We start from the raw sequence: 25631 nt of genomic DNA, 5'->3' as shown, positions 1-25631 counted from the left end.
GCTCAACGCAACGTTAATACTACCGCTAGAATTGAAGCGGCGGGCCAACCGTATTTTCCAATCTTTGCGCTAAGCATGGCCGCGTAGCGCGGATTTTGCCCGCGTGAACGGGGACGACGGGACGTGGTCGACATCGCGCACCAGGCTGCGATCAATCCGGCATCGGCAGAGGGCGCCGCGACGACGCGCGCGCTCGTCCCGCTCACGGCGATCGAACCCGGCCAGTGGCGCGCGCTCGCGCAGCGGGCGATTGAGCCGAACGGCTATTACCTGCCCGGTTGGGAACTCGCCGTCAGCGCAACCGCGCGCGACCGCACCAAGGCCTCGGCGCTCCCCGCGTTCGACAGCTCTTCGAAGCGGCTGATCGGCCTGATGCCGGCCATCTCACTCTGGCGTGCCTGGAAGATCCCCCTGCCCGCGCTGGCGAGCGCGCATCCCTATGGCACGCTGTGCAGTCCGCTGATCGACCGCGACGCTACGACTGAAGCTGCAACACGACTATTGCAGCAGGCGCGCGAGGCCGGCGCACACGCGCTGATCCTGCGCGACGTCGCACTCGACGGCGCGGCGATGATGTCGCTCCGCGAGGTGCTCGGCCGAACCGGATTGAAGCCGCGCATTCTCAGCTCCTACATTCGCGCCAGTCTCGATGCGACGCAGGACGGCGACGTGCTGTTGCGCGAGGCGCTTGGCGCCAAGAAGCTCAAGGAGCTGCGCCGCCAGCGCCATCGCCTGGAGGAGCACGGACCAATCGTGTTCGACATTGCGCGCCGGCCGGACGAGATCGGGCCCGCGCTCGAAACATTCCTGCAGCTCGAAGCCAGCGGCTGGAAAGGCAAGCGCGGCACCGCGCTACTCCAGAATGCCGGCGATGCGACCTTCATCCGCCGCGCCGTGCCGGCGCTGGCGGAGACCGCGCAATGCGAGATCGTCACGCTGCGTGCCGGCACGACGCCGGTTGCCGCCGGCATCGTGCTGCGGCATCAGGACCGCGCCTTCTTCTTCAAGCTCGGCATCGACGAGCGCTTCGCAAAATATTCGCCGGGCGTGCAGCTCACGCTCGAGCTCACCCGCCATCTCTGCGCCGATCCGTCAATCGCCAGCGCAGATTCCACCGCAAGCGCCGATCATCCCATGATCAACCCGATCTGGCGCGGGCGCTTGGCGATCGGCGACGCGCTGATTCCGCTGAAGCGGAACGATCCAATGGTGGCCGTGATTCACGCGGCGTTGATCGCGCACGGCTTCGCGTACGAAACAGCGCGGCGCGTCATCCACCTGCTGCGCAAATAAAAGCGAACTACTCCGCCGCCTGCGCATTGATCTCCGCCGACACTTCGCGAATGGCACGCGCGAGCATGTTCGGGTCCTGAGCGCCTGAGACGGCGTACTTCTGCGCGAAGACGTAGGTCGGCACGCCGGAGATGCCCTTCTCCGCTGCCTCCTGCGCATCGCCCGAGACGCGCGCGACGTCCTCGTCGGTGGCAAGGCGGCGGCGCACGTCGTCTGCATCGAGCCCGATATCGGCCGCCGCCTGCACCAGCACATTCACGTCGGTGAGATCGCCGCCGTCGCGGAAATAGAGCTCCATCAAACGTTGCTTCATCTCGGGCGCCTTGCCGATCGCTTCCGCCCAGAGGATCAGGCGGTGGCAGTCGGTCGTATTGGGCTGGCGTGCGACCAACTCGGGCCGGTAGACGAGGCCTTCCTCGCCCGCGGCTGCGACGACGCGGCCGGCAATGCCCTTATAGGCCTCGACCGAGCCGAACTTCTTGGTGAGATAGTCCTCGCGGCTGATGCCCTCGCGCGGAACCCAGGGATTGAGGAAGAAGGGACGGAAGTTGAGCTTGACCGGAACGTCGGGCGCGAGCGCGAGCGCGCTCTCGATCCGGTGCTTGCCGATGTAGCACCAGGGGCACACCACGTCGGAGACGACGTCGATCTGGAGCGGTTTCAGCGTGCTCATATCAGGCGCCTCCTTCGGGCGATGCGGGTTCCCCGCAAGATAAGTCCAGGGCGCCCCGAGGCAAGAGCGCTAGCCCATTTTTGCCGCCATCTGCTTCAGCCGCTCGGCGGTGCGCTCGTCGGCCGGAAAGAACGTCTCCAGCGCCAGCTCCGACAGGGTGATGTCGACCGGCGTGCCGAACACCATGGTGGTCGAGAAGAAACTGAGAATCTCCCCCTGATGGCGGAGCTTGAAAGGGATCGCGACGTTGTCGCTCGACAAAGGTCCCGACCGCGCCGGAATCGGATAGCTCTTGAGATCGTTGTAGAGCTTGATCAGCTCCGGGTCGGCCGTCGCCTCGCATTGCCGATGCAATCGCTCCAAAAGATGTCCGCACCACTCCGCGAGATTGACCGTGCGCGGCGCCAGCGCCTCGGGATGAAAGGCAAGCCGCAGCACGTTGAAGGGCTGGCCGAGCAGCCGCTGCGGAATGCCCTCGAGCAGCGGCGCCACCATGCGGTTGGCGGATACGAGATTCCATTGCCGGTCCACCGCGAGCGCCGGATTGGGCTCATGCGCCTTGAGAACGAGGTCGATCGCCTGGCGGGCTGATTTCAAGGCGGGATCCTCCAGCGGACGCTGCGGGAAAGCCGGCGCGTAGCCGGCGGCGACCAGCAGCACGTTGCGTTCGCGCAAGGGCACGTTGAGACGCTCGGCGAGCTTCAGCACCATCTCGCGCGAGGGCGCGGCGCGGCCGGTCTCGACGAAGCTCAAATGCCGGGAGGAGATTTCGGCCTCGCCCGCGAGATCGAGCTGGCTCATGCGGCGGCGCTGCCGCCATTCGCGCAAATGATCGCCGATATGGATCGGCTGGCTGCGTTCGGTCCGGGCCGTGGATGCATGTGCGTTCATGGTCGAAAACCTAGCATGCGGATTTCACCCCATCCATTACCTCCGAAGTAATCGAATTGAGCCTCCGGCCAGCGCATCTTCCCTGGCACAGGAGATGACCATGATTGCGCTGCTGCTCTACCGCACCCTTGCAGACCACATCGAGCCCTGGGCCACAACGTTCGCAACCCGCATGCTCGCGCGCGGCCTCAACATGCCCGAGCCGCTGGTGCATTCGACCGGCGACTATGTCGTCGCGCAGGTCGTCGCCTTCGAACATGGCGTTTGCAAGTGCCTCTGTCCCTTCCGCCTCGCCGCTCTCGTCCGAGCCTGGTGGCGCGGACAGCACTGAGTTCCACCCCAAGCCCACCCCAAACCATGAGAGGAGACCATGATGATTAATGCATCCATCTTCCTGCGCCGCGCGCTGCTCGCCGACGCCATCTTCAGCGGCGTCGCCGCCCTTGGCTTCACCTTCGGTGCGAGCGCGTTTGCGGCGCTCTTCAACCTGCCTGAAGCGCTGCTGCGCGAAACCGGCCTGTTCCTGGTCGCCTACACCGCGCTGGTCGGCTGGCTCGCCTCGCGCACAGCGGTGCCGAAGCCGCTTGTCCTGCTGGTCGTGATCGGCAACGCCGCCTGGACCGTCGGAAGCATCGCGCTGCTGTTCTCGGACGCGGTGTCGCCGAATCTTTCCGGCGAACTCATGGTTGTGGCGCAGGCGATCGCGACGGGTGTGTTCGCCGAGCTGCAATATGTGGGATTGCGGAAGAGCGAGGGTGCGGTGGCGGTGTGAAGGTCAGCCATCACTAGGAGTCGTCGCCTGGCTCGACCGGGCGACCCAGTATTCCAGAGGCGGTCATTGTCTACTGACAAGCCGCGACGTACTGGATGCCCCGCTTTCGCGGGGCATGACCGCTGAGTTAGGAGCTTGCGCTACGCCCGCGAGCGTCCGACCTTGCCGCCGAAGTGCTTGCCGTTCAGCTTTTTCTTTTTCGCGGCCGGGGCCTTGCCAGCGGTCTTGTCGGCCTTGCGCACCGCGCGCGCCTTGACCTTGGCGCGCTCAGCCCGGGCTTCGGCGCGCAGCTTCTTGCGCTTCTTCTCGCAAGACTCGCATTTGCAGCCGATCGGCTTCAGATAGGCTTTGAAATAGTCGGTGCCGTAATCGTAGTTGATCTCGTCGCCCGGCTCGATGTTCTTGATGGCGCGGATATAGACCTTGCGCTCGCGCGGACGGACGTCGGATTCGGCGTTGGGCCGGCAAGAATGGTTGATGTAGCGGGCGAGGTTCTTGCGCACCGAGCCGTCGATGGTCCAGCGGCCGTTGAGTTCGAACAGGTATTTGTTCTCGATGTCATCATGCTCGGGGATGCGCGAATCCAGAATCGGCCCGAAATAGCGGACGATCCGGGTCCCCTTCTTGATCGGTTTGGTGGCGAAGAGGCCGAGCCCGGTCTTGGAGCGGCCGACGCGGTAAGGTTTGTTCGACGAGGTGGTTGGCATGATCAGTAAAACAGAGGACGCGAACAAGGCTCGATGAAGCCCAAGCGAAGCCGCTCTTCTAGAACGATTCCGCGCCCATGTCAGGTGTCTCCCGGGCTTGTTTGAACCTTGCCCACAATGAACGCGTCAGATGGAAGGAGTTCCGCTGCATCAAGGCCTCATGATGACCCGCATCGCCACCCTGTGCCTGGCCCTGTTGCTGATGGGCACCGGCCTTGATCGCGCCGCCGCCCAATCGCTGGGCAGCACCTACACCTCCACCGCGCCGAAGGATTGCCGCCAGATCGGCAAGCCCAGCGAGCTCGACGGCAGCACCACGCGCGTGTGCCCGGGCAAGGACGGCCTCATCGTGCTGATCGCCGAGGACGATCTTCGCGAAGTCGTCTCGGTCGGCCGCAATCGCAAGCTCGCTGCCGAGGAACCGGCGGCAAAGCTCTGGTTCGGCCCATTCAACTCGTCCGAAACCACCGTCGAGTGGCGCACCAATGGCGCAAAGCCGTTCGCCATCATCCAGCGCTGGCACATCGCTGACGGGACTGACCTCGACAAGCAGGGACGGCCCAACACCAAGGCCATGCTCGTCGTCACGCGGCTGCCGCCCGGACCGGTCTGCCATGTCGCCTATGTCGACGCCGTCGCCAATCCAAACGCCAATGAGCTAGCGCGCAAGGCCGCGGACGAGATTGCCCGCGGTTTTCGATGCGGCGAGGACGAGGCGAAGATCATCGGCGCGATCGGCCGCGCCGTCGAGGTCGCGACCAGGCGTTAGGCGTTCGCCTGGTGGCCGATCCGGTCAGCATCCTGGCGGCTTCGGCGTCACCGTCGACGTCAGCATCGCCTGGAGGAGCTGTTCAGCCGTGGTCCCCTTGGGCAGCCGCTCCAAAATATCCTTGAGCCGTCCGTCGAGCAGCAGCGTGGTGAAGCCGTGCACCATTGACCACGCGCGCGCGATCGCCGCGCCCTGATCGAGCGTTAGCGCATCGCCGCTGATCTGCTCCTGCCGCATCGCGCCGATCGCATTGGCGAGCCCGGCGAACGAGGCCTCGGCCGCCTCGTGCAGCGAAGGCCTGGAATGGTCGAGCCGCTCGGTGCGGAACATCAGGCCGTACATGCCCGGATGGGCCTGCGCATAGGCGACATAGGCCTTCGGCCGCGCCAGCATGCGCTCGAGCGGCGTGGTGGCGGCGTCGCAGGCCGAGACCATCGCCGCGTTGAACTGGCGGAAGCCGATCGCCGCGAGTTCGCTGACGAGACCGGTCAGGTCGCCGAAATGATGCGTCGGGGCTGCATGCGACACCCCCGCTTCGCGCGCCACCGCGCGCAGCGTGAGACCGGCGAGGCCCTCGCGCTCCAGCACCCGTTCGGCCGCCTGGAGCAGCGCCTCGCGCAGGGCGCCATGGTGATAGGGCGTCTCGGCCTTGGCGCTCGCCGTCCGCGGCGCGGGGCGAAGCCGCCCGCGGGAAGCGGGCGATGTCGTACGGATGCGGCGTGCCGTTTCGGTCTTCGTTTCGGATTTGGCCATGGGCAAGCTATATGACGCAATATTGACAGTGTAAAGATTTCACTTGACGGGCAAGGTCATCGGCGCTACCTAATCTTTACGATGTAAAGATCGGGAGGATACGCCGTGCAGCAGGACACCGTCGCCGAGCGCCGCAACAATCTCGCGCCGATCCCGTTCGAGGCCGACGCGCCCTTCCTCAAGATCGTCGGCGAATTGCCGCGCGAGCTGAACGGCACGCTCTATCGCAACGGCCCCAATCCGCAGTTCGACTCTCCCGGCGCGCACTGGTTCGTCGGCGACGGCATGCTGCACGCATTTCACCTCGAAAACGGCCGCGCCAGCTACCGCAACCGCTGGGTCCGCACGCCGAAGTGGCTCGCCGAGCACGACGCCGGCCGCGCGCTGTTCGGTGGCTTCGGCCGCAAGCTGCCGGATGCGCCGGCAAACCTCAGCGATAGCGGCGTCGCGAATACCAACATCATCTTCCATGCCGGCAAGCTCTTGGCGCTGGAGGAAGCGCATCTGCCGACCGAGATCGAGCCGGGCACGCTGGCAACGCGCGGCTATCACAATTATCAGGGCCGCGTCGCCGGCAGCTTCACGGCGCACCCGAAGATCGATCCCGTCACCGGCGAGCTCGTGTTCTTCGGCTACAACGCGGCGGGACCGCTGACATCCGCCCTCTCCTACGGATCGATCGATGCGTCGGGCAAGGCAACACGCTTCGAGCGTTTCGAGGCGCCCTATGCCAGCATGGTGCACGACTTCATCGTCACCGCAAACCACGTCCTGTTTCCGATCCTGCCGATCACCGGCAGCATGGAGCGTGCGATGAGCGGACGGCCGCCATATGCCTGGGAGCCGGACAAGGGCGCCTATGTCGGCGTGATGAAGCGCAAGGGCACGGCGAAGGACATCGTCTGGTTCCGTGCGGAGGCCTGCTACGTCTTCCACGTCATGAATGCGTGGGAAGATGGCGATCGCATCATCGCCGACGTCATGCAGTTCGAGGAAGCGCCGCTGTTTCCCCATCCCGACGGCCGGCCGACCGATCCCGAGAAATCGCGCGCACGCCACTGTCGCTGGACGTTCGATCTTGCCGGGAATACCGACCGCTTCCAGCAAACCTATCTGGACGATCTCACCGGCGAATTCCCGCGCATCGACGATCGCCGCGCCGGGCTGAAGAACCGTCATGGCTGGTACGCCTGCGCCAATCCGAGGCTGCCGATGTTCGGCGCGCTGTCTGGCATCGTCCATGTCGACGGCGCCGGCAGGCGGCTCGGCCATTATCTGCTTCCGGCGGGCGACACCATCTCCGAGCCGGTGTTCGTCGAGCGATCGAAAGACGCGCCCGAGGGCGACGGCTGGCTGCTCGCGGTGGTCTGGCGCGCGCGGGAGAACCGCAGCGACCTCGCCATCTTCAACGCCACCGATGTCGAGGTCGGCCCCGTCGCGCTGGTACAGCTCGGCCACCGCGTGCCCGATGGTTTTCACGGCAATTGGGTGGGAGCGCAGTAGCTCCCGTCATTCCGGGGCACGCCAATTGGCGCGAGCCCGGAATCCATTTCGCCACGCGTGTTGCCGCCCGATGGATTCCGGGTTCGACGCTTTTGCGTCGCCCCGGAATGACAGCTTAGATGTGTCACCAGAGAGGCCTCCCATGCGCATGCCCTCAATCACCGCCGATTGCCTCGCAGTCCTTGCCCTGGCCTGCGCCGCGCTCGCATTCCAGATGATCCGGCTGCGGCGGAGCAACCAGACCACCTTCAGCGGCGGCATCCTGCTTTCCATAGGCCTCTTGATCGCCTGCGCGCTGCCGATACTGTCGCTTCTGCCCTGGGCGGAATTCGCCGAAGAGGTATCCGACCAAGCCATTGCTGCAGCTCATCTTTTGCAGGTCGCTTACATTATTTTGACACTGTAAAGATTTCGCTTGACCGCGCATGGTCCCTGAACTAGCTATCTTTACATCGTAAAGATTGACCCACCGAGACGGCCCATGACGATTTTCCTGATCCTTGCCCCCTACGGCGTCTACACCTTCCTGCTGTTCGTGACCTCGGCGACGGTGAGCGTGTTCGCGGCCTCCGCGATCTGCCTCGCCACCATCGCAGTGGACGTGATGCGCGGCCGCTCGGTGAAGATCCTCGCCGCCGGCTCGGCGATGCTGTTCGCCGGTATCGGCCTCTACCTCGCCCTTGCCCATCCCGCGCTGAGCGAGATTGCGGTCAAAGTGTCAGTCGACGCCGGCATCTTCCTCATTTCGCTGGGCTCGATGCTGGTCCGCCGTCCCTTCACGCTGCAATATGCGCTGGAAGAAGTGCCCGCGGAGACCGCAGGAGTGCCGGGTTTCCTGCGCGCCAACTACACGATCACCGCGGCCTGGACCGCCGCCATGCTGTTGATGATGGCGGCCAACGTCGTCCTGCTCTATGTGCCCGGCCTCCCGATCTGGTCGAGCCTCGCAATCGCATTTGCAGCCCGCAACGGCGCGATATATTTTACGAAGTGGTATCCTGAGTATCGCAGGATCAAGGACATCGCCGCAGCCGCGGCGCTGCCCAACAGCTGATCGAAGCTTGACCCGAAAAGGATCGACGATGAAGGACGTGTTTGCCCGCCTCGCCTCCGACTTCCTTTCGGCCATCATCTTCCTGGCGATCTATCTCATCACCGACAATGTCGTCCTGGCAACCTCGGTGGCGATTGCCAGTGCAATCGCACAGGTGATCTACGCCCGCGTCAAAGGAAGCCAGTTGAGCTTTATGACCTATGCGAGCCTCGCGCTCGTCATCGTGCTGGGGGCGATGACGCTCCTTACCAACGATCCCCGCTTCATGCTGGCGAAGCCCGCGATCGCGCATTTCGCGATCGGCGTCATCATGCTCAAGCGCGGCTGGATGCTGCGCTACATGCCGCCGGTCGTCGCCGGGACGGTTCCGGAATATGTGACGGCTGCGGGCTATGCCTGGTCGGTGCTGATGTTCGTGATCGGCGCCGGCACGATCGCGGTCGCCTCCACCGGCGACCTGAAACTGTGGGCGTTCTACATTTCCGTGGTTGCCGGCGGCGCCAAGATCCTGGCTTTTGCCGTGCAATATGTCGTTCTGCGGCTCATCGTCACAAGCCGACTGCGCGCCGCTGCGCGCGCCTGACACAGTGTTAGGCAGGGGCTCCGAGTTGGGTTATAGGCTCGGCGCTGGACCGGCCGCGGATCGTCGCGCTTCGCCGGATGACCTTGGGAGACGGGAATGGCCGTGGACGGCAACTGGAATCTGACCATGACGACGCCAATGGGCGAGCGCCAGGCGGCGCTGACCCTTTTGAGCTCCGGCGGTACGCTGACGGGCACACTGGGCGACGATGGCAATTCCGCCGAGATTTTCGACGGCAGCATCAGCGGCGACGCCGTCAACTGGAAGGTCTCGATCACCAATCCGATGCCGTTGACGCTCGAGTTCATTGGAACGGCGTCCGGCGACAGCATGAGCGGCGAGATGGGCCTCGGCCCGATGGGCAGCTTTCCGTTCACGGGCACGCGCGCGTAGAGCACGGCGACCATGCGCGTTCTCCGTCTTATCGCAGCGACAATCCTGTGTGTCGCGACGCCGACGGCAGGGCGTGCGGACGACATCGAACCGGCGTGGCGCGCAAGCGCGCTCGCACTGGTGCCGGCAGGCTACGTGGCCGGCGCAGCATATCGAACCGACGGTTCGACCGGCTATCTCGCCGTCTATCCGGCAACGTCGAACGACCCGAAGATGCCAGCGAGCGTGTTCGCTGCGCGCCAAGCGCTCACGGTCACGCTTACGCAGGACGGAAAACAGGCCGTATCGGCTCAATTGAAGCCGCGCACTGAACCCGATCCCGACGACGACGACATCGATTCCGCAAAGCTGCACGCCGATCTCGCGGCGAAACGCGCAACGCTCCCCGAGGGTACCGAGCCCTGCGATCTCGGCGCGTGGTCGATCGACAAGGATCCGAGCGGCCTCAACGTGCGCGCCGAACCCTCGGTGAAGGCGCGCGTGCTCGGCACGCTGCCGCCGCCCTACCGGCTGAAGCTCGGCGGCAGCGAGAACACGCCCGAGGGCGGCTGGCTCACCGAATTCCGCATCATCGGTTTCAGGGACGGCTGGTTTCTGATCGAAGGCGCCAAACCGCCGGGCAAGAATTACGAGGACGAAACAAAGTATCCGCGCAATGCGCCAAAGCCCTATGCGGGACGCGGCTGGGTCGCAGCCAACAAGGTTGGTGCGGCCTACGCCAATGGCGGCACGCGCATGGGCGGCCTATTCCAGGCCCCCTTCGTCGACGCCAGATGGATGCCGGCGCAACGCGAGCTTGGCGACCCTATCGACACCGACGGCGGCCCGAAGCGGCTGCTCGCATGCAGCGGCTTTTGGAGTCTCGTCGAGAGCCAGGACGGCGTCCGCGGCTGGTGGCGCGGGCTGTGCTCCAACCAGGTCACGAATTGCAGTTAGCGCGCGCCGGACTTCGCCGGCTACTCATCGTGTCATACGCGGGCTTGACCCGCGCATTCATCTTTCCTTGAAGAGAGATGGATGGCCGGGTCAAGCCCGGCCACGACGAGTTGAGAGGCCTCCCTCATCAGCCCAGGTTCAACTCCTTGAAGAAGTCGTTGCCCTTGTCGTCGATGATGATGAAGGCGGGGAAGTCGACGACCTCGATGCGCCAGATCGCTTCCATGCCGAGTTCGGGATATTCGAGCACCTCGACCTTCTTGATGCAGTGCTCGGCGAGGTTCGCCGCCGCACCGCCGATCGAGCCGAGATAGAAGCCGCCATATTTCTTGCAGGCCTCCCGCACCGCCGGCGCGCGGTTGCCCTTCGCCACCATCACCATCGAGCCGCCCGCGGCCTGGAACTGGTCGACGAAGGAATCCATGCGGCCCGCGGTGGTCGGGCCGAACGCGCCGGAGGCGTAGCCTTCGGGCGTCTTGGCGGGGCCGGCGTAATACACCGGATGGTTCTTGAAGTAATCCGGCAGCGGCTCGCCCTTCTCCAGCCGCTCGCGCAGCTTGGCATGCGCGGAATCGCGCGCCACGATCATGGTGCCGGTCATCGAGACCCGCGTCTTGATCGGATATTGCGAGAAGGTCGCCAGAATGTCCTTCATCGGCTGGTTGAGGTCGATCTTGACGACCTCGCCGCCGAGCGACTGCTCGACCTGCGGCAAATATTGCGCCGGGTTGTGCTCGAGCTCTTCGAGATAGACGCCGTCCTTGGTAATCTTGCCGAGCACCTGACGGTCAGCCGAACAGGACACGCCAAGCCCGATCGGCAGCGAGGCGCCGTGGCGCGGCATGCGGATCACGCGCACGTCGTGGCAGAAATACTTTCCGCCGAACTGCGCGCCGACGCCGAGTGACTGCGTCATCTTGTGAATTTCCTGCTCCATCTCGACGTCGCGGAAGGCGTTGCCGTCGGGCGAACCGTGGGTCGGCAGCGCATCGAGATAGCGTGCCGAGGCGAGCTTCACCGTCTTCATGCAGAGCTCGGCCGAGGTGCCGCCGATCACGATGGCGAGGTGATAGGGCGGGCACGCGGCGGTGCCGAGCGTCAGGATCTTCTCCTTCAGGAAAGCGAGCAGCCGGTCCCTGGTCAGCACCGAGGGCGTGGCCTGGAATAAAAAACTCTTGTTGGCGGAGCCGCCGCCCTTCGCCATGAACATGAACTTGTAGGCCGAATCTACTTCTGAAGAGCCACCCTCGGCGTAGATCTCGCACTGCGCCGGCATATTATTGGCGGTGTTCTTTTCCTCGTACATCGACAGAGGCGCGACCTGCGAGTAACGCAGATTGCGGCGCAGGTAAGCGTCACGCGCGCCTTCCGACAGCGCCGCCTCGTCGTCACCGTCGGTGATGACGTTGCAGCCCTTCTTGCCCATGATGATCGCCGTGCCGGTGTCCTGGCACATCGGCAGCACGCCGCCGGCGGCGATGTTGGCGTTCTTCAAAAAGTCGAGCGCGACGAACTTGTCGTTCGGACTGGCCTCGCCGTCCTCGAGGATCGCGCGGAGCTGCTTCAAATGGCCGGGCCGCAGATAATGGTTGATGTCGCCAAAGGCGGCTTCCGACAGCGCCCGCAGCGCCTCGCGCGACACCACCAGCATGTCTTTGCCCAGGACCTTCTCGACCCGGACGCCCTCGGCCGTGATCTTCTTGTAGGGCGTCTCGTCCTTGCCGAGGGGGAACAGCGGTGTGTGCTTATAGGGCGGGACGGGCTTTGACGGATCGGGGAATGCGGTGGGAGCGTTCATGGGGCGAATCTCGGGGTTTTGGAGCCCTCGCGCGGGCCCCTAGCATAGAAGCGTTCTAAGCTTTTTTGCCGTAAAAGGAAGCGCTTCGGAAGCTCGCCTAAGTTATGGGTGAGCCCTAGATTTCGCGATGCCTCGCCCCGTGAAGAATGGCCAATACGTCAATTAGCTGGTTTGGCTGATCGATCGCATAGACGATGATGTAGGGAGCCTCCACCAGCTCTCGCGTCCCTTCAAGCAAACCCGGACGACCTACGTGAGACAGGCCGGAAACGGCAAGGCGCTCGACTTTCGTCCTGATGCGATCGGCCACCCTGGCTGCCGCGCGCGGGCTATCCTGAGAGATCCGCATCGAGATCACGAGCCGCCGACTCGTGAATAACGACCTTCATTCGCCGAGGCGCCGATCGAGCCGTTCCCTAAACTCCTCGAGGGTGAGCCGGCGCGCATTCGGATCGGACCGACGGCGGCGAACCTCCTCGACCTGCTCATCGGTCAACCGATGGACGCTCTCGTCCTGCGACTCCATGAGCATCAGCATCTTCGCCGCGTCTTCCTGACGCTCGGGCGGCCAGGTCAGAACGCGGTCCAGGATGGTCTTTACCTGCTCTTTGCTCATGTGTTTCATAATATCACGCACCTGCCAACATGAAAGACCCGCCCTTGCACTTCGCGCGCTCGGACGCTTCAATGGCCCCCTAAGGGGCATTTCATCATGATTTTGAAACTGAACGTCCGCGGCGCGCTTCTGCTTGCCGCCGCCATCACCGGTCTTGTCGCCCTCGCCGCGCCTGCGCGCGCGGACCAGTGCGACGACATCGCCAAACAGCTCGCGGGCGGTATCGACAAGCTGAAGGTCAACTTCAAGGCCGCCAACATCATCTATCTCAACCACCCGGCGGCGAAGGAGCTGTCGCTCGGCTGCCGCGCACAGGGGAAGACCTACGCCAACGAGCTCTATGCCAAGGGCGACCGCAAGCCGACGCCGCAGTTCTATGATCTGGTCGGGTCCGCAGCCGCGATCATTTTCACGCTGCCGAAGGGCGACACCACGACCGGCGCCACACGCTGCCTGAAGCGGATGGGCTTGTTGCGCGGCGACAAGGTGTCGATGCGGTACAAGCGCCTCAACATGGAATGCGCGCGCACGAAAACGGACGCCGCGATCGCGATCACGCGGCCAAAGGACGAGTAGGCGCACGCCTGCAGTCCCGCTCCGTCGCACACGCAGCTGGCGCGTACGAGACGCTGCCCGCCACAAACTCCGTCATTGCGAGCGAAGCGAAGCAATCCAGACTGTCTCCGCGGAGGGATTCTGGATTGCTTCGCTACGCTCGCAATGACGGAGGAGAGAGTGACCGCTCTTTCGAATCGTGCGCTCACGGAAGCACAGGCAGCGCTCAGCGCGCCAATCCCTTGCATTTTAGCGATTGCCTTGACGGAAGTTTCGTTCCTCGCAGGCCAGTGTGGATTGTTTCCATCTGTGAGGATGTGTGGATGAGTGTTTCCAGCGTTGCACCGCCGCCGATCGCGATCGTGGTCCCGAGCCACGACACGACCAAGCAGCAGGACGATCAGACCAAGGCCAAGGATACCGACCCGACCTACAAGCCGCCGCCGCCGGCGCCGCTGCCGCCGGGACAGGGCACACGGATCGATCAGCTCGCCTGATCGGGCCCGCCGACGATGATTCGCCTGATCCGGTTGATCGGGCCTGTTCCGCGTCCGGCCCCATCTTTGCCGGATGGCCAAGCGAATATTATGCATTATGCGACATTGCCCGGGGAACCGCGCATGATCGCAAAATTGCTGTTGCAGAATACGATCTTCGTTGTCGGGATGGGCGCGCTGCTGTTTGCGTCCGCCGGAACGCTACACTGGCCCGGCGCCTGGGCGATGCTGCTCGCGTCCGCCCTGTTCGGCCCGCTCTGCGGCTGGTGGCTTTACCGGCTCGATCCGGCGCTGTTGGCCGAGCGTCTTCGTCCGGTCATCCAGAAGGACCAGCCGCCCGCCGACAAGGCCTTCATGGCCGTGTTCGTGCTGGCGATGGTGGCCTGGCTGGCCGCCATGGGGATCGACCGGCGCTATCTCGCGTCCAACGTGCCGCTCGCACTACAGGCGCTCGGTTTTCTGCTGTTCATGGCCTCGACATTCTTCACGATGTGGGTGTTCCGCGAAAACTCATTCGCCGCGCCCGTGGTGAAGCTGCAAGCCGAGCGCGCGCAGCGCGTGATCTCGACCGGGCCTTACGCCCATGTCCGCCATCCCATGTATAGCGGCATGATCCTGTTCTTCGCCGGCCTGTCGCTGCTGCTGGGGTCATGGTGGGGACTTGCGATGACGCCTGTCTTCCTCGCCCTGTTCGCGGTCCGCATCCGCATCGAAGAGCGCACGCTGAGAGAGGGCCTGCCGGGCTATAACGACTATGCGGCCCGGGTGCCCTATCGCCTGCTGCCGGGTGTCTGGTGAGCGCGCATCAATAACGCCGGGCCGTTGGGAAAGCATCTTGTGCTCCGATCGACTGACGGACCGGCTAATCATCCAGCTCGCGGTAACGGCGGAAGATGCCCTGCTCGTTGAAAGCAATGCGGCGGTCGCTGGCGAGATAGGCCTTGATGTTCGGCCGCGCCGCGACGCGGTCGTGCAGTCCGACCAGGCCCGGGATATCTGTCTCGAAAGCCTTCATCCGTTTCGGGAAAGCGTAGCGCAGCCCGTCGACGATCTGGAACAGCGAAAGATCGACATAGGTCAATTTGCGGCCGGTGACGTAGGCATCGCCATGATCGGTCAGAAGCTGCTCGAAATAGCCGAGATATTTCGGCACGCGCTCGCTCCAGAAATCGGCCGTTCGCTTCTTCGCGGGCGGCTTCTGGTCCTCGTAGTATAGCGAAGGCCCGAGTGGATGATGGGTATCGTGGATCTCGACCACGAAGTCGGTGATAGTGAGCTGAAGCTGATGCACCCACAGTTGGCCTGCTTCCGTCTTCGGCGCGAGCCCGTGGCGGACGCCGAGATAGAGCAGGATGTTTGCGGTTTGGCCGATGACGAGCTTGCCCGCTTTCAGAAACGGCGGCGCGAACGGCGGCGTGCCGCCACGCCCGTCCATCATCTTCATCATCGCACTGGTGCCGCGCGGACCGCGTGCGACATCGACGTACGTCGCGCCCGCCTCCTCCAGCGCCAGCCGCACATATTCGCCGCGGCCCTGAATCTCGGGCCAGTAGTAGAGTTCGTATTTCATGAGAGGTCCGTGAACGTGGGTGCGGTCATACCAATGTAGCACGCAGGCCACGGTTCCGTCAGCGCTAGACGCTTGACGCACACACACGCTCGATTCACCGGCGCGACGGAATTCCCTATTGCCACCCCTGCGGCACGGAGCCGGACAGCCCATGTCGATTAATTGCTTCCCCAGACCGCTGCGGCCGGCGAGCATGCCGAGCTTGGCCGATCGCAAAGTGATCGCCCAGGGAGGACGTGGGGACAATTTGCTGCGGGCCGTTCAGGGCGGTGTCCGCGATCGGGCTTTGCCGCGAGCCGCGGCGCTAGGGGAGATCGTTCATGCATCGGAAGACCACCAGCCGCATTGCAGCGCTTGCGAGCTATGTCGCGCTTTCATGCCTTGCCGCCGGACCGGACTGCGCCTCCGCCGAGGAACTCCTGAAGGCTCGCCTTGCGCAAAACCTCGGGCCGATTTCCGGCCTTGCGATCGTAGCCAAGTCGAAAGGGATCTTCGAGAAGCATGGACTGGAGATCACGGTATCGAACTTCACCTCCGGCAAGCAGTGCCTCGACACCGTGATTGGCGGCGGCGCGGATATTGCAACGACGGCGGAAGCGCCGGTCACCGCGTCAGCGATGGCAAACCAGCCGATCGCCTTCGTGGCCGGCATGGAATATTCCGATCTCAAGACCGTGGTTGCCGCCAAGGCCGGCATCAAAACCAGAGCGGATCTCCGCGGCAAGCGGATCGCGTTCACCGCCGGCACCGGCAGCGAGGTCTATACGGCGACGCTGTTGAAATCGGCGGGCTTGACGGCCAAGGACGTCACCTTGGTCAATCTGCGCCCGCAGGAGATGCTGCCGGCGCTGGCGGCCGGAAGCATCGATGCGTTCGACACCTGGGAGCCACACATCTCCAACGCGAAGAAGGCGCTCGGCGAAGCTGCCGGCGAACTCGACACAAAGGGGACCTACTCCGAGACCTTCAATATCGTAGTGATGCGGCCTTATCTCGACGCCAATCCCGCGCTGGTCGAGAAGTTCATCGGCGCACTGATCGATGCCGAAATCTGGATGAAAGCGCATCCGGACGAAGCGATCGCGGTGGTGGCGGATGCGGCCGGCATGAAGCGGGACGAACTCTCGGCGATCTGGTCCGAGTATGTCTACCGGGTGCGTCTTGACGACCGGCTGATCGAAATCCTTCGAACACACGCGGCATGGCGCCTTGAAAGCGGCAATCATCCGCCGGGTGCGACGATGCCGGATTTCCGCAACATCATCGCCGCGGAGCCGCTCAAGAAACTCGATCCCGCGCGAGTCACCCTGTCGTGGAAATAGGTGCCGAAGCGATCGTGCAGAACCAGACTCCGAAGCGCGCTGCGGTGACGACCGGGGCTGATCGCCCTGGCCGGCGGCCGAGCTCAGGCCGCTTTCGTCGTCTCAATGTCCTCGTTGGAGTGCTTTCGATCCCCCTGTTCATTATTCTTTGGGAGCTGACCTCCCGATCGGGCATCGTCAATATGGTGCTATTCCCGCCACCGACCGTGGTTGCGGCAGCCGTCCTGGAATGGATGCGAAGCGGACAGTTTTTTTGGGACGTGGCGGCAAGCCTCTATCGGGTCACCGCAGGTTTCCTCCTCGGCAGCGCGCTCGGCGTCCTGCTCGGCATTCTCACGGGCCAATTTCCCGTCGTTTCCAGCCTGCTGTCGCCGCTGTTCCAGATCCTGCGGCCAATCCCGCCGATTGCCTTCGTGCCGATCGTCATTCTCTGGTTTGGCCTGTCGGAAGCAGGAAAGCTGTTTCTCGTCGTGTGGGGCGTATTCTTCACGGTATGGCTGTCGACCCATATCGGCGTTCAGAAGGTCGACCGCGGCTTGATCCGCGCCGCGTTGATGCTCGGCACGCCGCGGCGGCAGATGCTACAGGAAATCATTCTGCTGGGCGCGTTGCCCTACATCGTGGTCGGGCTGCGTACTGCTGTCAGCATCTCCTTCTACACGCTGGTCGCAGCGGAACTTGCCGGCACGTTTGCGGGCGTGGTCTACCGGATCGAGATCGCGCAGCAAAATCTACAGACAGGCCAGGTGATGGGCGGGCTGGCGGCGCTCGGGCTGATTTCCTTCATTGCCGATCGCCTGTTTGCCGCTCTTGCAGAACGAACGGTTTGGTGGCGCTGATGTCGGGATATCGGTCGACCACAAAACTGGCGCTCGCAAGTTCGCAGCCGTCTGTCAAGACGGTGTCGGAGCAACCGGCGATACAAGTCTCAAACCTGAGCATCGTGTTCGACACCAATCGCGGCCAGATGATCGCGGTAGACCGGGTTTCCTTCGACGTCGCAGCCGGCGAGTTCGTTTGCATCGTCGGTCCTTCGGGCTGCGGCAAGTCGACAGTGCTCAATACGATTGCCGGGCTGGAGGTGCCGTTCGAAGGCGAAATCCTGGTGGAGGGGTCGCCTGTGGGCCATCCGCGGCCTGATATCGGAATGGTGTTTCAGCAGCCGCATCTGTTTCCCTGGAAGTCCGTTCGCAGAAACATCGCCCACGGCCCGCGAATGCTCGGAAAGTCCGCGAAGGAGGCCGGTGCCATCGCGGACGATCTGATCGCGATGATCGGGCTTAAACGCTTCGCCGACGCCTATCCAAACACGCTATCCGGCGGCATGCAGCAGCGCGTCGCAATTGCGCGAGCACTTGCCAATGAGCCGCGCGTTCTGCTGATGGACGAGCCCTTCGGGGCACTTGACGCGCAGACCCGAGCGGTGATGCAGGACAATCTGCTGGAGCTGCGGGACCGGATCAAGGCGACCATCGTGTTCGTCACGCACGATATCGATGAAGCCATCGTGTTGGCCGACCGCGTCCTGATCATGAGCGCGGGGCCCGGTCGCATCCTGCGGGAAATCGCCGTCAACCTGCCGCGTCCGCGGTCGAGCGCGATCCTGATCGAGCCGACCTACCTGGCGCTCAAGCGAGATTGCCTCGAAGTCATTCGCGCGGAAGGGTTACGGGCGTTCAATCAATCGGACTCGAGCTGACCGCGCCGATGCTCGCGTGACGCCAAACCGCTAGCGCGCTGGCATGGTTCTTGAATGATCGAAGTCGTCTCTTGACGTGGAGCCGGCGATGCAGAGGGCGAATAGCGCGGTAGCGGCTGGCGTGATGCTGGCGGAGTCGGACAAACTTGTGAGGCCGCTGCCCGGCCTGTTGGATGGCCTAAGCAGCGTCGATTGCAAGCGGTTGCGCGCGATCGGACGAGAAAAGCTCTTGGAAGCGGGGCAGCTGGTCTGGAGCCAGGGCGATGCACAGAGCGGAATCTATCTCATCCGCGAGGGGCGCGTTCGCAGCTATTACGTGGCGCCCTCGGGACGGGAGGTCACGCTCGCCTACTGGTTTGCGGGCAATTTCGTCGGCGGTCCCGATATCTTCGGAATGGGTCCACATATGTGGACCTCGGTTGCAGCGGAGCGCAGCCTGCTGACGTTCCTGCCTGGCTTGGCCTTGCGGCGCCTCGCGCTGGAATCCGCATCGATCGCGGTGGCCCTGCTGGATGCGCTCGCTTTCAAGGCGCGATGCTATTCGGCGATGGCCCAGATGCTGGGGACGCGGTCAGTCACCGAGCGGCTGCATCGGCTGTTGATCTTCCTCTCGCACGTCTATGGCGTGCAGCGCGACGGTGAAACCGTCATTGGCATGCCTTTTACCCACGGCGATCTCGCAAACCTCATCGGATCCACCCGTCAGTGGGTGACGGTGCAACTTGCGCGCCTCCAGGAGGAAGGCGTCATCACCTACGATCGATCGATGATTTCGATTCTTGATCTTTCGACGCTCGATCGCGAGATGAACTAGAGCTTCTTAGAGCGAGGGAAGAGAGCTGGCAGCTGATTTAGCCATCGACCATCACGCTCAGGCGTCGATCGCACTCACGCGCGGGATTTCAGCTCGAACGCCGCGCTGCTGCACTTGCCTTCGATCTGGCGCGCCAGGCCGATCAGTGCTCGATCCTGCCAGGCCGGCGCCAGCAGCGTCACGCCCATCGGCATTCCGTTTGACAACGTCGCGTTCGGAATAGCCACGCCGCAGAGATCAAGCAGATTGGCGAAATAGGAGTAGTAACCGAGGCGATTGTTGAGGGTGATCGGATCGCGGTGCATCTCCTCGAGCGTGAACGGCCGTGGCGCCGTCGGGACCATCAGCACATCAATGCCGGCAAAGATCTTCTCCGCGTCCCGGCGCAGCCGATAGAGCGAGTGGATGGCGCCAAACGCATCGACTGCCGAATAGCCGAGCGCCGATTTCAGCACGGCCCCCGTGACCTCGAGCAAGGGAGGAGCTTCGATTTCGATGAGCGCGGCGATGGCCGAACGGCGCTCGGAAACCCAAGGGCCATTGAACATCAACTCGCCCGTCTCGCGGAATGGGGCGAAGTCAATCTCGATCGGTGTTCCGCCGGCTTGCGAAAGACGCTCACAAGCACGCTCGTACAGTTCACCGCATTCGGGCATGCCGAAGCATTCGACATTGGCCGCGGCAATGCGGCCGAACCGGAACCACGGCCCGACCCTGCCGCCGGACAAATCTTGGGGCGAACGGCTGTGGGGATCCTCGGGATCGAACCCTTCGATGACGTCGAGGACCGCCTCGCCGTCGGTGATGGTATTGCAGAACACCGAAACGCAATCGAGGGTCGGGCAGTTCGGCACCAAGCCGCGCGACGACACCAGCCCCAGCGTTGGCTTGATCCCGACGATGCCGTTGAAGCCGGCAGGAATGCGGCCGGAGCCGCCGGTATCGGTGCCGAGCGCGAATGCGACATGCCCGGCCGCCACAGCAACCGCCGAGCCGGAACTGGAGCCGCCCGAGACGTAGCGTGCATCGGCAACTGACGCGCAGGAGCCGTAGGGTGAGCGCGCTCCGGAGAGTCCCGTGGCAAACTGATCGAGATTGGTCTTGCCAAGGCAGATGGCTCCGGCCGCTACGAGACGCTCGACGCTGCGCGCGGAATGCCAGGGTATGTAGCTGAATGCCGGACACCCGGCGGTGGTCGGCATTCCCGCGACGTCTATGTTGTCCTTGACGCCAAAAGGAATGCCGAGCAGCGGCAGGCTCTCGCCGGCTCGCGCGCGTGCCATGAACCTGCGGCACTCCTCACGTGCTTCATCCCTTGGACGCACATGGATCCAGCAGTTGCGGTCACGTTCGGCCTCGATCCGGTCATAGGCCACATCGATCGCCTCCAGCGGCGACATGGAATTTTTCGCAATGACTTCGTGGCGTGTCCCGGAGCGCGCAATGGACTGGCTCACTGAGTATCTCCCTGTCGGCCGGCGTGATCGAGATTGCGGGAGGGCTGCTTGTGCAACAAGCAATTAAGTGCCTTGCCCGAACGCGAGTCGTCACCAGGGGCGAGCGCACACGCTCGGCGAGCGCCCGGATACCTTCCGTGAGAGATGAAACCGTGAGAAATTAAAATGGCGCCGCGGACTGAATCGCGGCGCCATGAATCTCGGGCCAGCAGTAGAGCTCGTATTTCATGGAAGCAGTCCGTGATTGCGTTGCGGCGAGTTTAGCACGCAACTACGAACGCCATGACGGCGGCGAGAGTTCCGCGCCTCAATTCGACGCGAAGCAATACAGCAGCCCGACGCCGCCCGTGCTCTTCAAGTCGGCCTGCGAGCAGCCGCCATCGGGGCCGCGCGAGGGATGCGAGCTGTTCCACGATTTCGACGGCTCGTCGTCGCGCAGGCCCTTCCGATCGGCATGACCGAGCATCGCAGCACCTTGCGTGCTGGACGACCAGTTCTTGCAGGTCTTGTCCTCGCCGGCGGCGAACGCAGTGCCATCGGGCTGCGTGCCCGTGAGGATATCGTGCCGGTTCGGCGTATCTCCGGCGCCGTTGTTGACCTCGCCCTTCTCGCTCAGCGCCGTCTGCTTTGTGAGGTTGTTGGCGGGGCCATGCAGGTCGGCAACATCCTTGGCGATGACCGCGCCCTTGGCATTCTGCCACGGCCCCTTGCCAATGCGATCGCGCGCATTGATCGCCGGCTTGCCGTCGGCGGCCTGCGTCGAGAGATAGGCGCGCCAGCTCTTGGCGCCGGCGCCGGCGGCCTGGGCGAGCTTCTGGCAATGCGCATCGGCTCCCTCCAGGCCGCCGAGATCCGCTCCCTTGCCGGGGCCGCTCGAGGTCACGAAGAAGGTCATGTCGGCTGACTGCGCCTGCGCGGATGGCGCGGCAAACAAGGCAAAGGCGGCAGCGGCAAGAATAAGAGCCGGGGATTTCACGGGTCCGTCGAAACGGGTCATCTCTTCCTCCGATTGTATTTTGTCGTTGGCTGCCTGACTTCAACCCAAAGCACGCCCTGTTATTCCGAGCTCCAAGGCGCCCACAACAAAAAGGGCGCCATGCCGAAGCACGACGCCCTCATTTGTTACCTCACGCGCGATCAGTTGGTCTGCTGGATCGCCGACAGTTCCCAGCCGGCGCCCGGCCGCCGGGCAAAGGTCCAGACTTCGGTGGCTTCGCCCGGTTGTTCGCTGCCCGCGACGAGCGCGCCGGTGTTGCGGTCGACCGTCTTGTCGGTGAGCGCGAAGCGCAGCGCCACCGTCGCATACTCGGTCTCGCCTTCGCGCCAGGCTTCCGCGAGGTCGCCCTGCAACAATTTGACGTTGGTCACCTTGTTGACGGCGTTGCGCGCGCGGTTCTGGGCGAGGTCCTGCTCGAAATAGGAGACCATCTCCGGCGTCGCGAGCGTGTGCAGCTTGGCCACGTCCTCGTTCGACCAGGCGGCCTGGACATCGCCAAGCAGGCGCTCGAACGCCTCATAGTCGTCGGGCTTGATCTCGAGCGGCGCGTTGTTGGCGCCGAAGCCGAAACCACCGAGAGCGCTGCGATAGTTCGTCTGCGGTCCCGGATCGGCACCGGCACTGGCATCAGCGTTGGCATAAGCCGCCTGCGGCGTGTGGCGGCGCTGCCACCACGACATCGCCAGCCGCACCACGACCACCACCAGCACGATCTGGATGATCAGGCCCAGGATCGAGGACAGGCCGCCGAGGCCGCCGAACAGGCCGCCACCGAACAGCATGCCCAGAAGGCCCGCGCCGAGGAAACCGGCCGCGAGGCCGCCCAGGAAGCCGCCGCCGCGGCCGAACAGGCCGCCGCGCGGGGGCGCAGCTGCGGCCGAGTTCATGCCTGCGCCCGGCTGGGTGTAGGTGCGGTTGAACTGCGACGTCGAGCCCGGCGCGGTCGTGGTCGACGGCGGGGCCGAGTAAGTCCGCGAGCCGCGCGAACCCGACGACATGCCGCCACCGACGCGGGCGTCGGCCGACGAGATCACCACCGCAGTCGGCAGCCCGAGCGCCAGTACGACGGCAATCGTCTTGAAGAGACTGCGGCTACGTTGCGAGAAATTCATGTGCTTTTCCCAAGTCCCCGGCATGGGGACGTGACCCTAAGATGGTCAGCCTTCCCGAAAAGGGAAGCCGGTTTCGGAACTTGTGACTGCGGCCCTCAGTCGCGGGGATGTGGCAAAAGCCCATATTTGGCGAGGGTTTTGACGGCAAAGCGCGTGGAACCGCGGTCGCCCGCTACCGGCGCGTTGACGGAGCCGGTTACCCCGCCTTCGCCATCGTCTCCTTCACCGCCGCCACAAGCTGGCTGAGCGTGAACGGCTTCGGCAGGAAGTCGAACTGCTGGCCTTCGGGCAGGCTCTTCTCGAAGGCGTCCTCGGCATAGCCGGAGACGAAGATGAACTTGATCTCGGGGTTCTTCTCCCGCATCGCCTTCAGAAGCGTCGGACCGTCCATCTCCGGCATCACGACGTCGGAGACGACGAGATCGATGCCACCGCTGTGCTCCTCGAGCACCTCCATGGCCTCGACGCCGTTCTCGGCCTCGACCACGGTATAGCCGCGCGAGCGCAGGCCGCGCGCGTTGAGTGCGCGCAGGCCCTCTTCGTCCTCGACCAGAAGGATAGTGCCTTGTCCGGTGAGATCGGTGCGCGGCTTGGCCTCCGCCGCGGGCGCGGTTTCCTTCGCGCCATTGGGTGAGCCAACCGCCGCGGGCTGCTCGAGCTGCGCGTCCGGCTCGGCATGGTGCCGCGGCAGGAAGATGTTGAACGAGGTGCCCTGCCCCGGCTCGGAATCGACATAGATGAAGCCGCCGGTCTGCTTGACGATGCCGTAGACGGTGGAAAGCCCGAGACCGGTGCCCTTGCCCACTTCCTTGGTCGAGAAGAACGGCTCGAAGATCTTGTCGCGGATGTCGGCGGGAATGCCGGTGCCGGTGTCGGCCACCTCGATGCGGACATAATCCGCGGCCGGCATGCCCTTGTAGGCGAGCTTGGCCGCTTGTTCAGCGCTGACATTGGCGGTGCGGATGATCAGCTTGCCGCCGTCCGGCATCGCATCGCGCGCGTTGACCGCGAGATTGACGATCACCTGCTCGAACTGGGAGACATCGACCTTGACCGGCCAGAGGTCGCGGCCGTGGATGGTCTCCTGCTTGACCTTCTCGCCGATCAACCGCCGCAGCAGCATGGCAAGGTCGCTCAGCGCATCGCCGAGATCGAGCACCTGCGGCCGCAGGGTCTGCCGCCGCGAGAACGCGAGCAGCTGCCGCACCAGAGTCGCGGCGCGCGTCGCGTTCTGCTTGATCTGCATGATGTCCTGGAACGACGGATCGGTCGGCTTATGCGCGTTCAGCAGGAAGTCGTTCGCCATCATGATGGCGGACAGCACGTTGTTGAAGTCGTGGGCGATGCCGCCGGCTAGCTGGCCGACCGTCTCCATCTTCTGCGACTGGTTGATCTGGTTCTCCAGCGCGCGCCGCTCGGTGGTCTCGAGCATGTGGACGATGGCGGCTTCAGTATCGTGCTCGGCCTCGTCGACCGGCGTGACGAAGAACTGCCCCCAGCGCTCTTTCGTGCCCTCGAGCGCCACCTCGACCGGCGCAACGTCGCCGCGGCCTTCGGCGGCCTGGTTGATGGCCGCGATCAGCAGGTGCCGGTCGCGCGAATTGACCGCGCGGAAGATCGATTTGCTGGCGCTGTCGAGCCCGAGGGCCTGCCCGAGCTTGGCGTAGCGGGCATTGGCGCGCACGACGTTGCCGCCGCGGTCGACGGTCGCAATTGCCATCGGCGTGTGGTCGAAGAAGCGCATGAAGCGCACTTCGGCGGCGCGGTCGGGATCGCTGCGCTCGTCGCGGGCGCGGCTGATGACCAGCGTGCGCGACGGCCCCGGCGCGCCGTCGGCGCCGAAGGCGAGCTTGTGATAGAGCCGCACCGGCATGGTCTTGCCGGTGCGCATGCGCAGGTCGATGTCGAAGACTTCCGTCTTCACCTCGCCCGGCACCGCCACGATCGAGGTCAGCAGCGATGTACCATCGCCGGAGACGATATCGGTCAGCTTCAGGCCGCCGGAGCCGATCTCGGCGAGGTCGTAGTCGAGCCAGTTCGCGAGCGTCGCGTTGACATAGACGAGCTCGCCGGCCGGATTGACCGAGAAGAAGCCGCAGGGCGCGTGATCGAGATATTCGATCGCATGCTGGAGTTCCTGGAACACGTCCTCCTGGCGCTCGCGGTCGCGGGTGATGTCGGCGATCGACCACACCGCATATTTCGCTTCGCGCTTGCCGGTGCCGAGCGGGCGCACCCGCATGCGCAGCCAGCGCCCCTGGCTGCCGTCATGACCGGAAATGCGCACCTCTTCCTGCTGGCGTTTGCCCTCACGCGCGGCTTTCAGCAGGCGGAACACCGCCTCGGAGACATCGGGATTGCCGATGAAGACGCGCTCGACCGGGCGCACCTCCTGCGGGCCGGTGGCGCCGGTCAGGGTCAGATAGGCGGCGTTGGAATAGACTACGTGGCCGCGCGGATCGGTCACCGCGAGCCCATCGAAGGCATGGTCGGCGATCCGCCCCATTACCGGATCGTCGAGATTGCGGTCGACGAAGCGGATGATGCCCGCGGCAAAGGCGAACAGGTTGAACAGGCCGACCATCGCCAGCACGGCGAGGATGCCGAGAATATAGGGCTGCGCCTGCGCGCGCCCGAGCGTCATCAGCCCGACGGCGACGGCGACGAGGCCGGCGGCCACCAGCAGCACAAGCGCGATGCTGCCCGAGCGCGGCGACGGTTCGTGCGCCGCAATGGGCTCTCGCGTGAGGTCGTGGTCGGTCTCGGCAGTCATATCAAGCCGGCGCAGCCTGTCGGCAGAGAATCAACGCGCTACGGGGCGCGCCGGGTCCTCCCTGCCTGAATCGGACCCGCAGGCGCAAGGGCAG

The 25631-nt window shown here is 64.3% G+C and carries 29 protein-coding genes; 17 read left to right on the top strand and 12 right to left on the bottom strand.

The window, feature by feature from the left end:
• The first annotated feature begins 123 nt into the window (after positions 1 to 123).
• Positions 124 to 1293, top strand: coding sequence for a GNAT family N-acetyltransferase (locus tag GWG65_RS04205; RefSeq protein ID WP_275194131.1), 1170 nt, complete (start codon positions 124 to 126; stop codon positions 1291 to 1293).
• 7 nt (positions 1294 to 1300) lie between these two features.
• Here the strand turns inward: GWG65_RS04205 and GWG65_RS04200 are convergent, their stop codons facing one another.
• Positions 1301 to 1966 carry a DsbA family oxidoreductase gene (locus GWG65_RS04200; protein ID WP_275194130.1) on the bottom strand — a complete coding sequence of 222 codons (666 nt, stop codon included), beginning with the start codon at positions 1964 to 1966 and terminating at the stop codon, positions 1301 to 1303.
• 69 nt (positions 1967 to 2035) lie between these two features.
• On the bottom strand, positions 2036 to 2857 hold the full coding sequence (locus tag GWG65_RS04195) for a helix-turn-helix transcriptional regulator (protein WP_275194129.1): 822 nt from the start codon (positions 2855 to 2857) through the stop codon (positions 2036 to 2038).
• A gap of 100 nt (positions 2858 to 2957) precedes the next feature.
• Between GWG65_RS04195 and GWG65_RS04190 the strand changes: the two genes are divergently transcribed.
• Together GWG65_RS04190 and GWG65_RS04185 are read left to right on the top strand one after the other, a co-directional pair.
• Entirely contained in the window at positions 2958 to 3188 is a 231-nt protein-coding gene (locus GWG65_RS04190) for a hypothetical protein (protein WP_275194128.1), read from the top strand.
• A 42-nt stretch (positions 3189 to 3230) separates the two neighbouring features.
• Positions 3231 to 3629 (top strand): hypothetical protein, encoded by a 399-nt coding sequence (locus GWG65_RS04185; RefSeq protein ID WP_275194126.1) that lies wholly within the window; start codon positions 3231 to 3233, stop codon positions 3627 to 3629.
• 140 nt (positions 3630 to 3769) lie between these two features.
• On the opposite strand, the gene GWG65_RS04180 is transcribed toward GWG65_RS04185, so the two are convergent.
• Positions 3770 to 4336 carry an SET domain-containing protein gene (locus GWG65_RS04180; protein WP_275194125.1) on the bottom strand — a complete coding sequence of 189 codons (567 nt, stop codon included), beginning with the start codon at positions 4334 to 4336 and terminating at the stop codon, positions 3770 to 3772.
• Between the two features lie 130 nt (positions 4337 to 4466).
• Here GWG65_RS04180 and GWG65_RS04175 point away from each other — a divergent pair, with 130 nt between their 5' ends.
• Positions 4467 to 5105 carry a hypothetical protein gene (locus tag GWG65_RS04175; RefSeq protein ID WP_275194123.1) on the top strand — a complete coding sequence of 213 codons (639 nt, stop codon included), beginning with the start codon at positions 4467 to 4469 and terminating at the stop codon, positions 5103 to 5105.
• A gap of 24 nt (positions 5106 to 5129) precedes the next feature.
• Here GWG65_RS04175 and GWG65_RS04170 read toward each other — a convergent pair whose 3' ends face one another.
• The gene (locus tag GWG65_RS04170) at positions 5130 to 5858 is read right to left on the bottom strand and encodes a TetR/AcrR family transcriptional regulator (protein ID WP_275194122.1); all 729 of its coding nucleotides are present in this window, start codon (positions 5856 to 5858) and stop codon (positions 5130 to 5132) included.
• Positions 5859 to 5963: 105 nt separating this feature from the next.
• Between GWG65_RS04170 and GWG65_RS04165 the strand changes: the two genes are divergently transcribed.
• From GWG65_RS04165 to GWG65_RS04140, 6 genes are all read left to right on the top strand, one after another.
• A complete protein-coding gene (locus GWG65_RS04165) occupies positions 5964 to 7361 on the top strand; it encodes a carotenoid oxygenase family protein (RefSeq protein WP_275194121.1) in 1398 nt (465 codons plus the stop codon).
• A 142-nt stretch (positions 7362 to 7503) separates the two neighbouring features.
• On the top strand, positions 7504 to 7767 hold the full coding sequence (locus GWG65_RS04160; RefSeq protein WP_275194120.1) for a hypothetical protein: 264 nt from the start codon (positions 7504 to 7506) through the stop codon (positions 7765 to 7767).
• Between the two features lie 75 nt (positions 7768 to 7842).
• The gene (locus GWG65_RS04155) at positions 7843 to 8415 is read left to right on the top strand and encodes a hypothetical protein (RefSeq protein WP_275194119.1); all 573 of its coding nucleotides are present in this window, start codon (positions 7843 to 7845) and stop codon (positions 8413 to 8415) included.
• 28 nt (positions 8416 to 8443) lie between these two features.
• On the top strand, positions 8444 to 8998 hold the full coding sequence (locus GWG65_RS04150) for a septation protein IspZ (protein ID WP_275194118.1): 555 nt from the start codon (positions 8444 to 8446) through the stop codon (positions 8996 to 8998).
• Between the two features lie 96 nt (positions 8999 to 9094).
• A complete protein-coding gene (locus tag GWG65_RS04145) occupies positions 9095 to 9391 on the top strand; it encodes a hypothetical protein (RefSeq protein WP_275194117.1) in 297 nt (98 codons plus the stop codon).
• Positions 9392 to 9403: 12 nt separating this feature from the next.
• Complete coding sequence (locus tag GWG65_RS04140; RefSeq protein WP_275194116.1) at positions 9404 to 10327, top strand: SH3 domain-containing protein; 924 nt, start codon at positions 9404 to 9406, stop codon at positions 10325 to 10327.
• 127 nt (positions 10328 to 10454) lie between these two features.
• On the opposite strand, the gene GWG65_RS04135 is transcribed toward GWG65_RS04140, so the two are convergent.
• From GWG65_RS04135 to GWG65_RS04125, 3 genes are all read right to left on the bottom strand, one after another.
• The gene (locus GWG65_RS04135; protein ID WP_275194115.1) at positions 10455 to 12125 is read right to left on the bottom strand and encodes a fumarate hydratase; all 1671 of its coding nucleotides are present in this window, start codon (positions 12123 to 12125) and stop codon (positions 10455 to 10457) included.
• A 115-nt stretch (positions 12126 to 12240) separates the two neighbouring features.
• On the bottom strand, positions 12241 to 12474 hold the full coding sequence (locus tag GWG65_RS04130; protein ID WP_275194281.1) for a type II toxin-antitoxin system RelE/ParE family toxin: 234 nt from the start codon (positions 12472 to 12474) through the stop codon (positions 12241 to 12243).
• 36 nt (positions 12475 to 12510) lie between these two features.
• Positions 12511 to 12750, bottom strand: coding sequence for a hypothetical protein (locus GWG65_RS04125; RefSeq protein ID WP_275194114.1), 240 nt, complete (start codon positions 12748 to 12750; stop codon positions 12511 to 12513).
• Positions 12751 to 12837: 87 nt separating this feature from the next.
• Here GWG65_RS04125 and GWG65_RS04120 point away from each other — a divergent pair, with 87 nt between their 5' ends.
• The 3 genes from GWG65_RS04120 to GWG65_RS04110 all read left to right on the top strand — a co-directional run bounded on the left by GWG65_RS04120 (position 12838) and on the right by GWG65_RS04110 (position 14591).
• Complete coding sequence (locus GWG65_RS04120; protein WP_275194113.1) at positions 12838 to 13317, top strand: hypothetical protein; 480 nt, start codon at positions 12838 to 12840, stop codon at positions 13315 to 13317.
• 302 nt (positions 13318 to 13619) lie between these two features.
• Positions 13620 to 13793 carry a hypothetical protein gene (locus GWG65_RS04115; protein ID WP_275194111.1) on the top strand — a complete coding sequence of 58 codons (174 nt, stop codon included), beginning with the start codon at positions 13620 to 13622 and terminating at the stop codon, positions 13791 to 13793.
• A 123-nt stretch (positions 13794 to 13916) separates the two neighbouring features.
• On the top strand, positions 13917 to 14591 hold the full coding sequence (locus GWG65_RS04110; RefSeq protein ID WP_275194110.1) for an isoprenylcysteine carboxylmethyltransferase family protein: 675 nt from the start codon (positions 13917 to 13919) through the stop codon (positions 14589 to 14591).
• Positions 14592 to 14655: 64 nt separating this feature from the next.
• Here GWG65_RS04110 and GWG65_RS04105 read toward each other — a convergent pair whose 3' ends face one another.
• Complete coding sequence (locus GWG65_RS04105; protein WP_275194109.1) at positions 14656 to 15363, bottom strand: glutathione S-transferase; 708 nt, start codon at positions 15361 to 15363, stop codon at positions 14656 to 14658.
• A 320-nt stretch (positions 15364 to 15683) separates the two neighbouring features.
• Between GWG65_RS04105 and GWG65_RS04100 the strand changes: the two genes are divergently transcribed.
• From GWG65_RS04100 to GWG65_RS04085, 4 genes are all read left to right on the top strand, one after another.
• A complete protein-coding gene (locus GWG65_RS04100) occupies positions 15684 to 16685 on the top strand; it encodes an NrtA/SsuA/CpmA family ABC transporter substrate-binding protein (RefSeq protein ID WP_275194108.1) in 1002 nt (333 codons plus the stop codon).
• Complete coding sequence (locus GWG65_RS04095; RefSeq protein WP_275194107.1) at positions 16676 to 17524, top strand: ABC transporter permease; 849 nt, start codon at positions 16676 to 16678, stop codon at positions 17522 to 17524. Before GWG65_RS04100 ends, GWG65_RS04095 begins: the two co-directional genes overlap by 10 nt.
• Complete coding sequence (locus GWG65_RS04090; RefSeq protein WP_275194106.1) at positions 17524 to 18384, top strand: ABC transporter ATP-binding protein; 861 nt, start codon at positions 17524 to 17526, stop codon at positions 18382 to 18384. Before GWG65_RS04095 ends, GWG65_RS04090 begins: the two co-directional genes overlap by 1 nt.
• Before the next feature lie 88 nt (positions 18385 to 18472).
• Positions 18473 to 19198 carry a Crp/Fnr family transcriptional regulator gene (locus GWG65_RS04085; RefSeq protein ID WP_275194104.1) on the top strand — a complete coding sequence of 242 codons (726 nt, stop codon included), beginning with the start codon at positions 18473 to 18475 and terminating at the stop codon, positions 19196 to 19198.
• Positions 19199 to 19272: 74 nt separating this feature from the next.
• On the opposite strand, the gene atzF is transcribed toward GWG65_RS04085, so the two are convergent.
• From atzF to GWG65_RS04065, 4 genes are all read right to left on the bottom strand, one after another.
• Positions 19273 to 20655, bottom strand: coding sequence for an allophanate hydrolase (gene atzF, locus GWG65_RS04080; RefSeq protein ID WP_275194103.1), 1383 nt, complete (start codon positions 20653 to 20655; stop codon positions 19273 to 19275).
• A gap of 307 nt (positions 20656 to 20962) precedes the next feature.
• Positions 20963 to 21652 (bottom strand): lectin, encoded by a 690-nt coding sequence (locus tag GWG65_RS04075; protein WP_275194102.1) that lies wholly within the window; start codon positions 21650 to 21652, stop codon positions 20963 to 20965.
• 140 nt (positions 21653 to 21792) lie between these two features.
• The gene (locus tag GWG65_RS04070; RefSeq protein WP_275194101.1) at positions 21793 to 22788 is read right to left on the bottom strand and encodes a Tim44 domain-containing protein; all 996 of its coding nucleotides are present in this window, start codon (positions 22786 to 22788) and stop codon (positions 21793 to 21795) included.
• A 172-nt stretch (positions 22789 to 22960) separates the two neighbouring features.
• Complete coding sequence (locus GWG65_RS04065; RefSeq protein ID WP_275194100.1) at positions 22961 to 25537, bottom strand: PAS domain-containing protein; 2577 nt, start codon at positions 25535 to 25537, stop codon at positions 22961 to 22963.
• Between the last annotated feature and the right edge of the window lie 94 nt (positions 25538 to 25631).

The sequence above is a fragment of the Bradyrhizobium sp. CSA207 genome (genome assembly GCF_029051685.1).
Classification (GTDB): Bacteria; Pseudomonadota; Alphaproteobacteria; order Rhizobiales; family Xanthobacteraceae; genus Bradyrhizobium.
The sequence above is the reverse complement of the archived record's forward strand: the minus strand, read 5'-3'. Positions and strand labels throughout refer to the sequence as shown.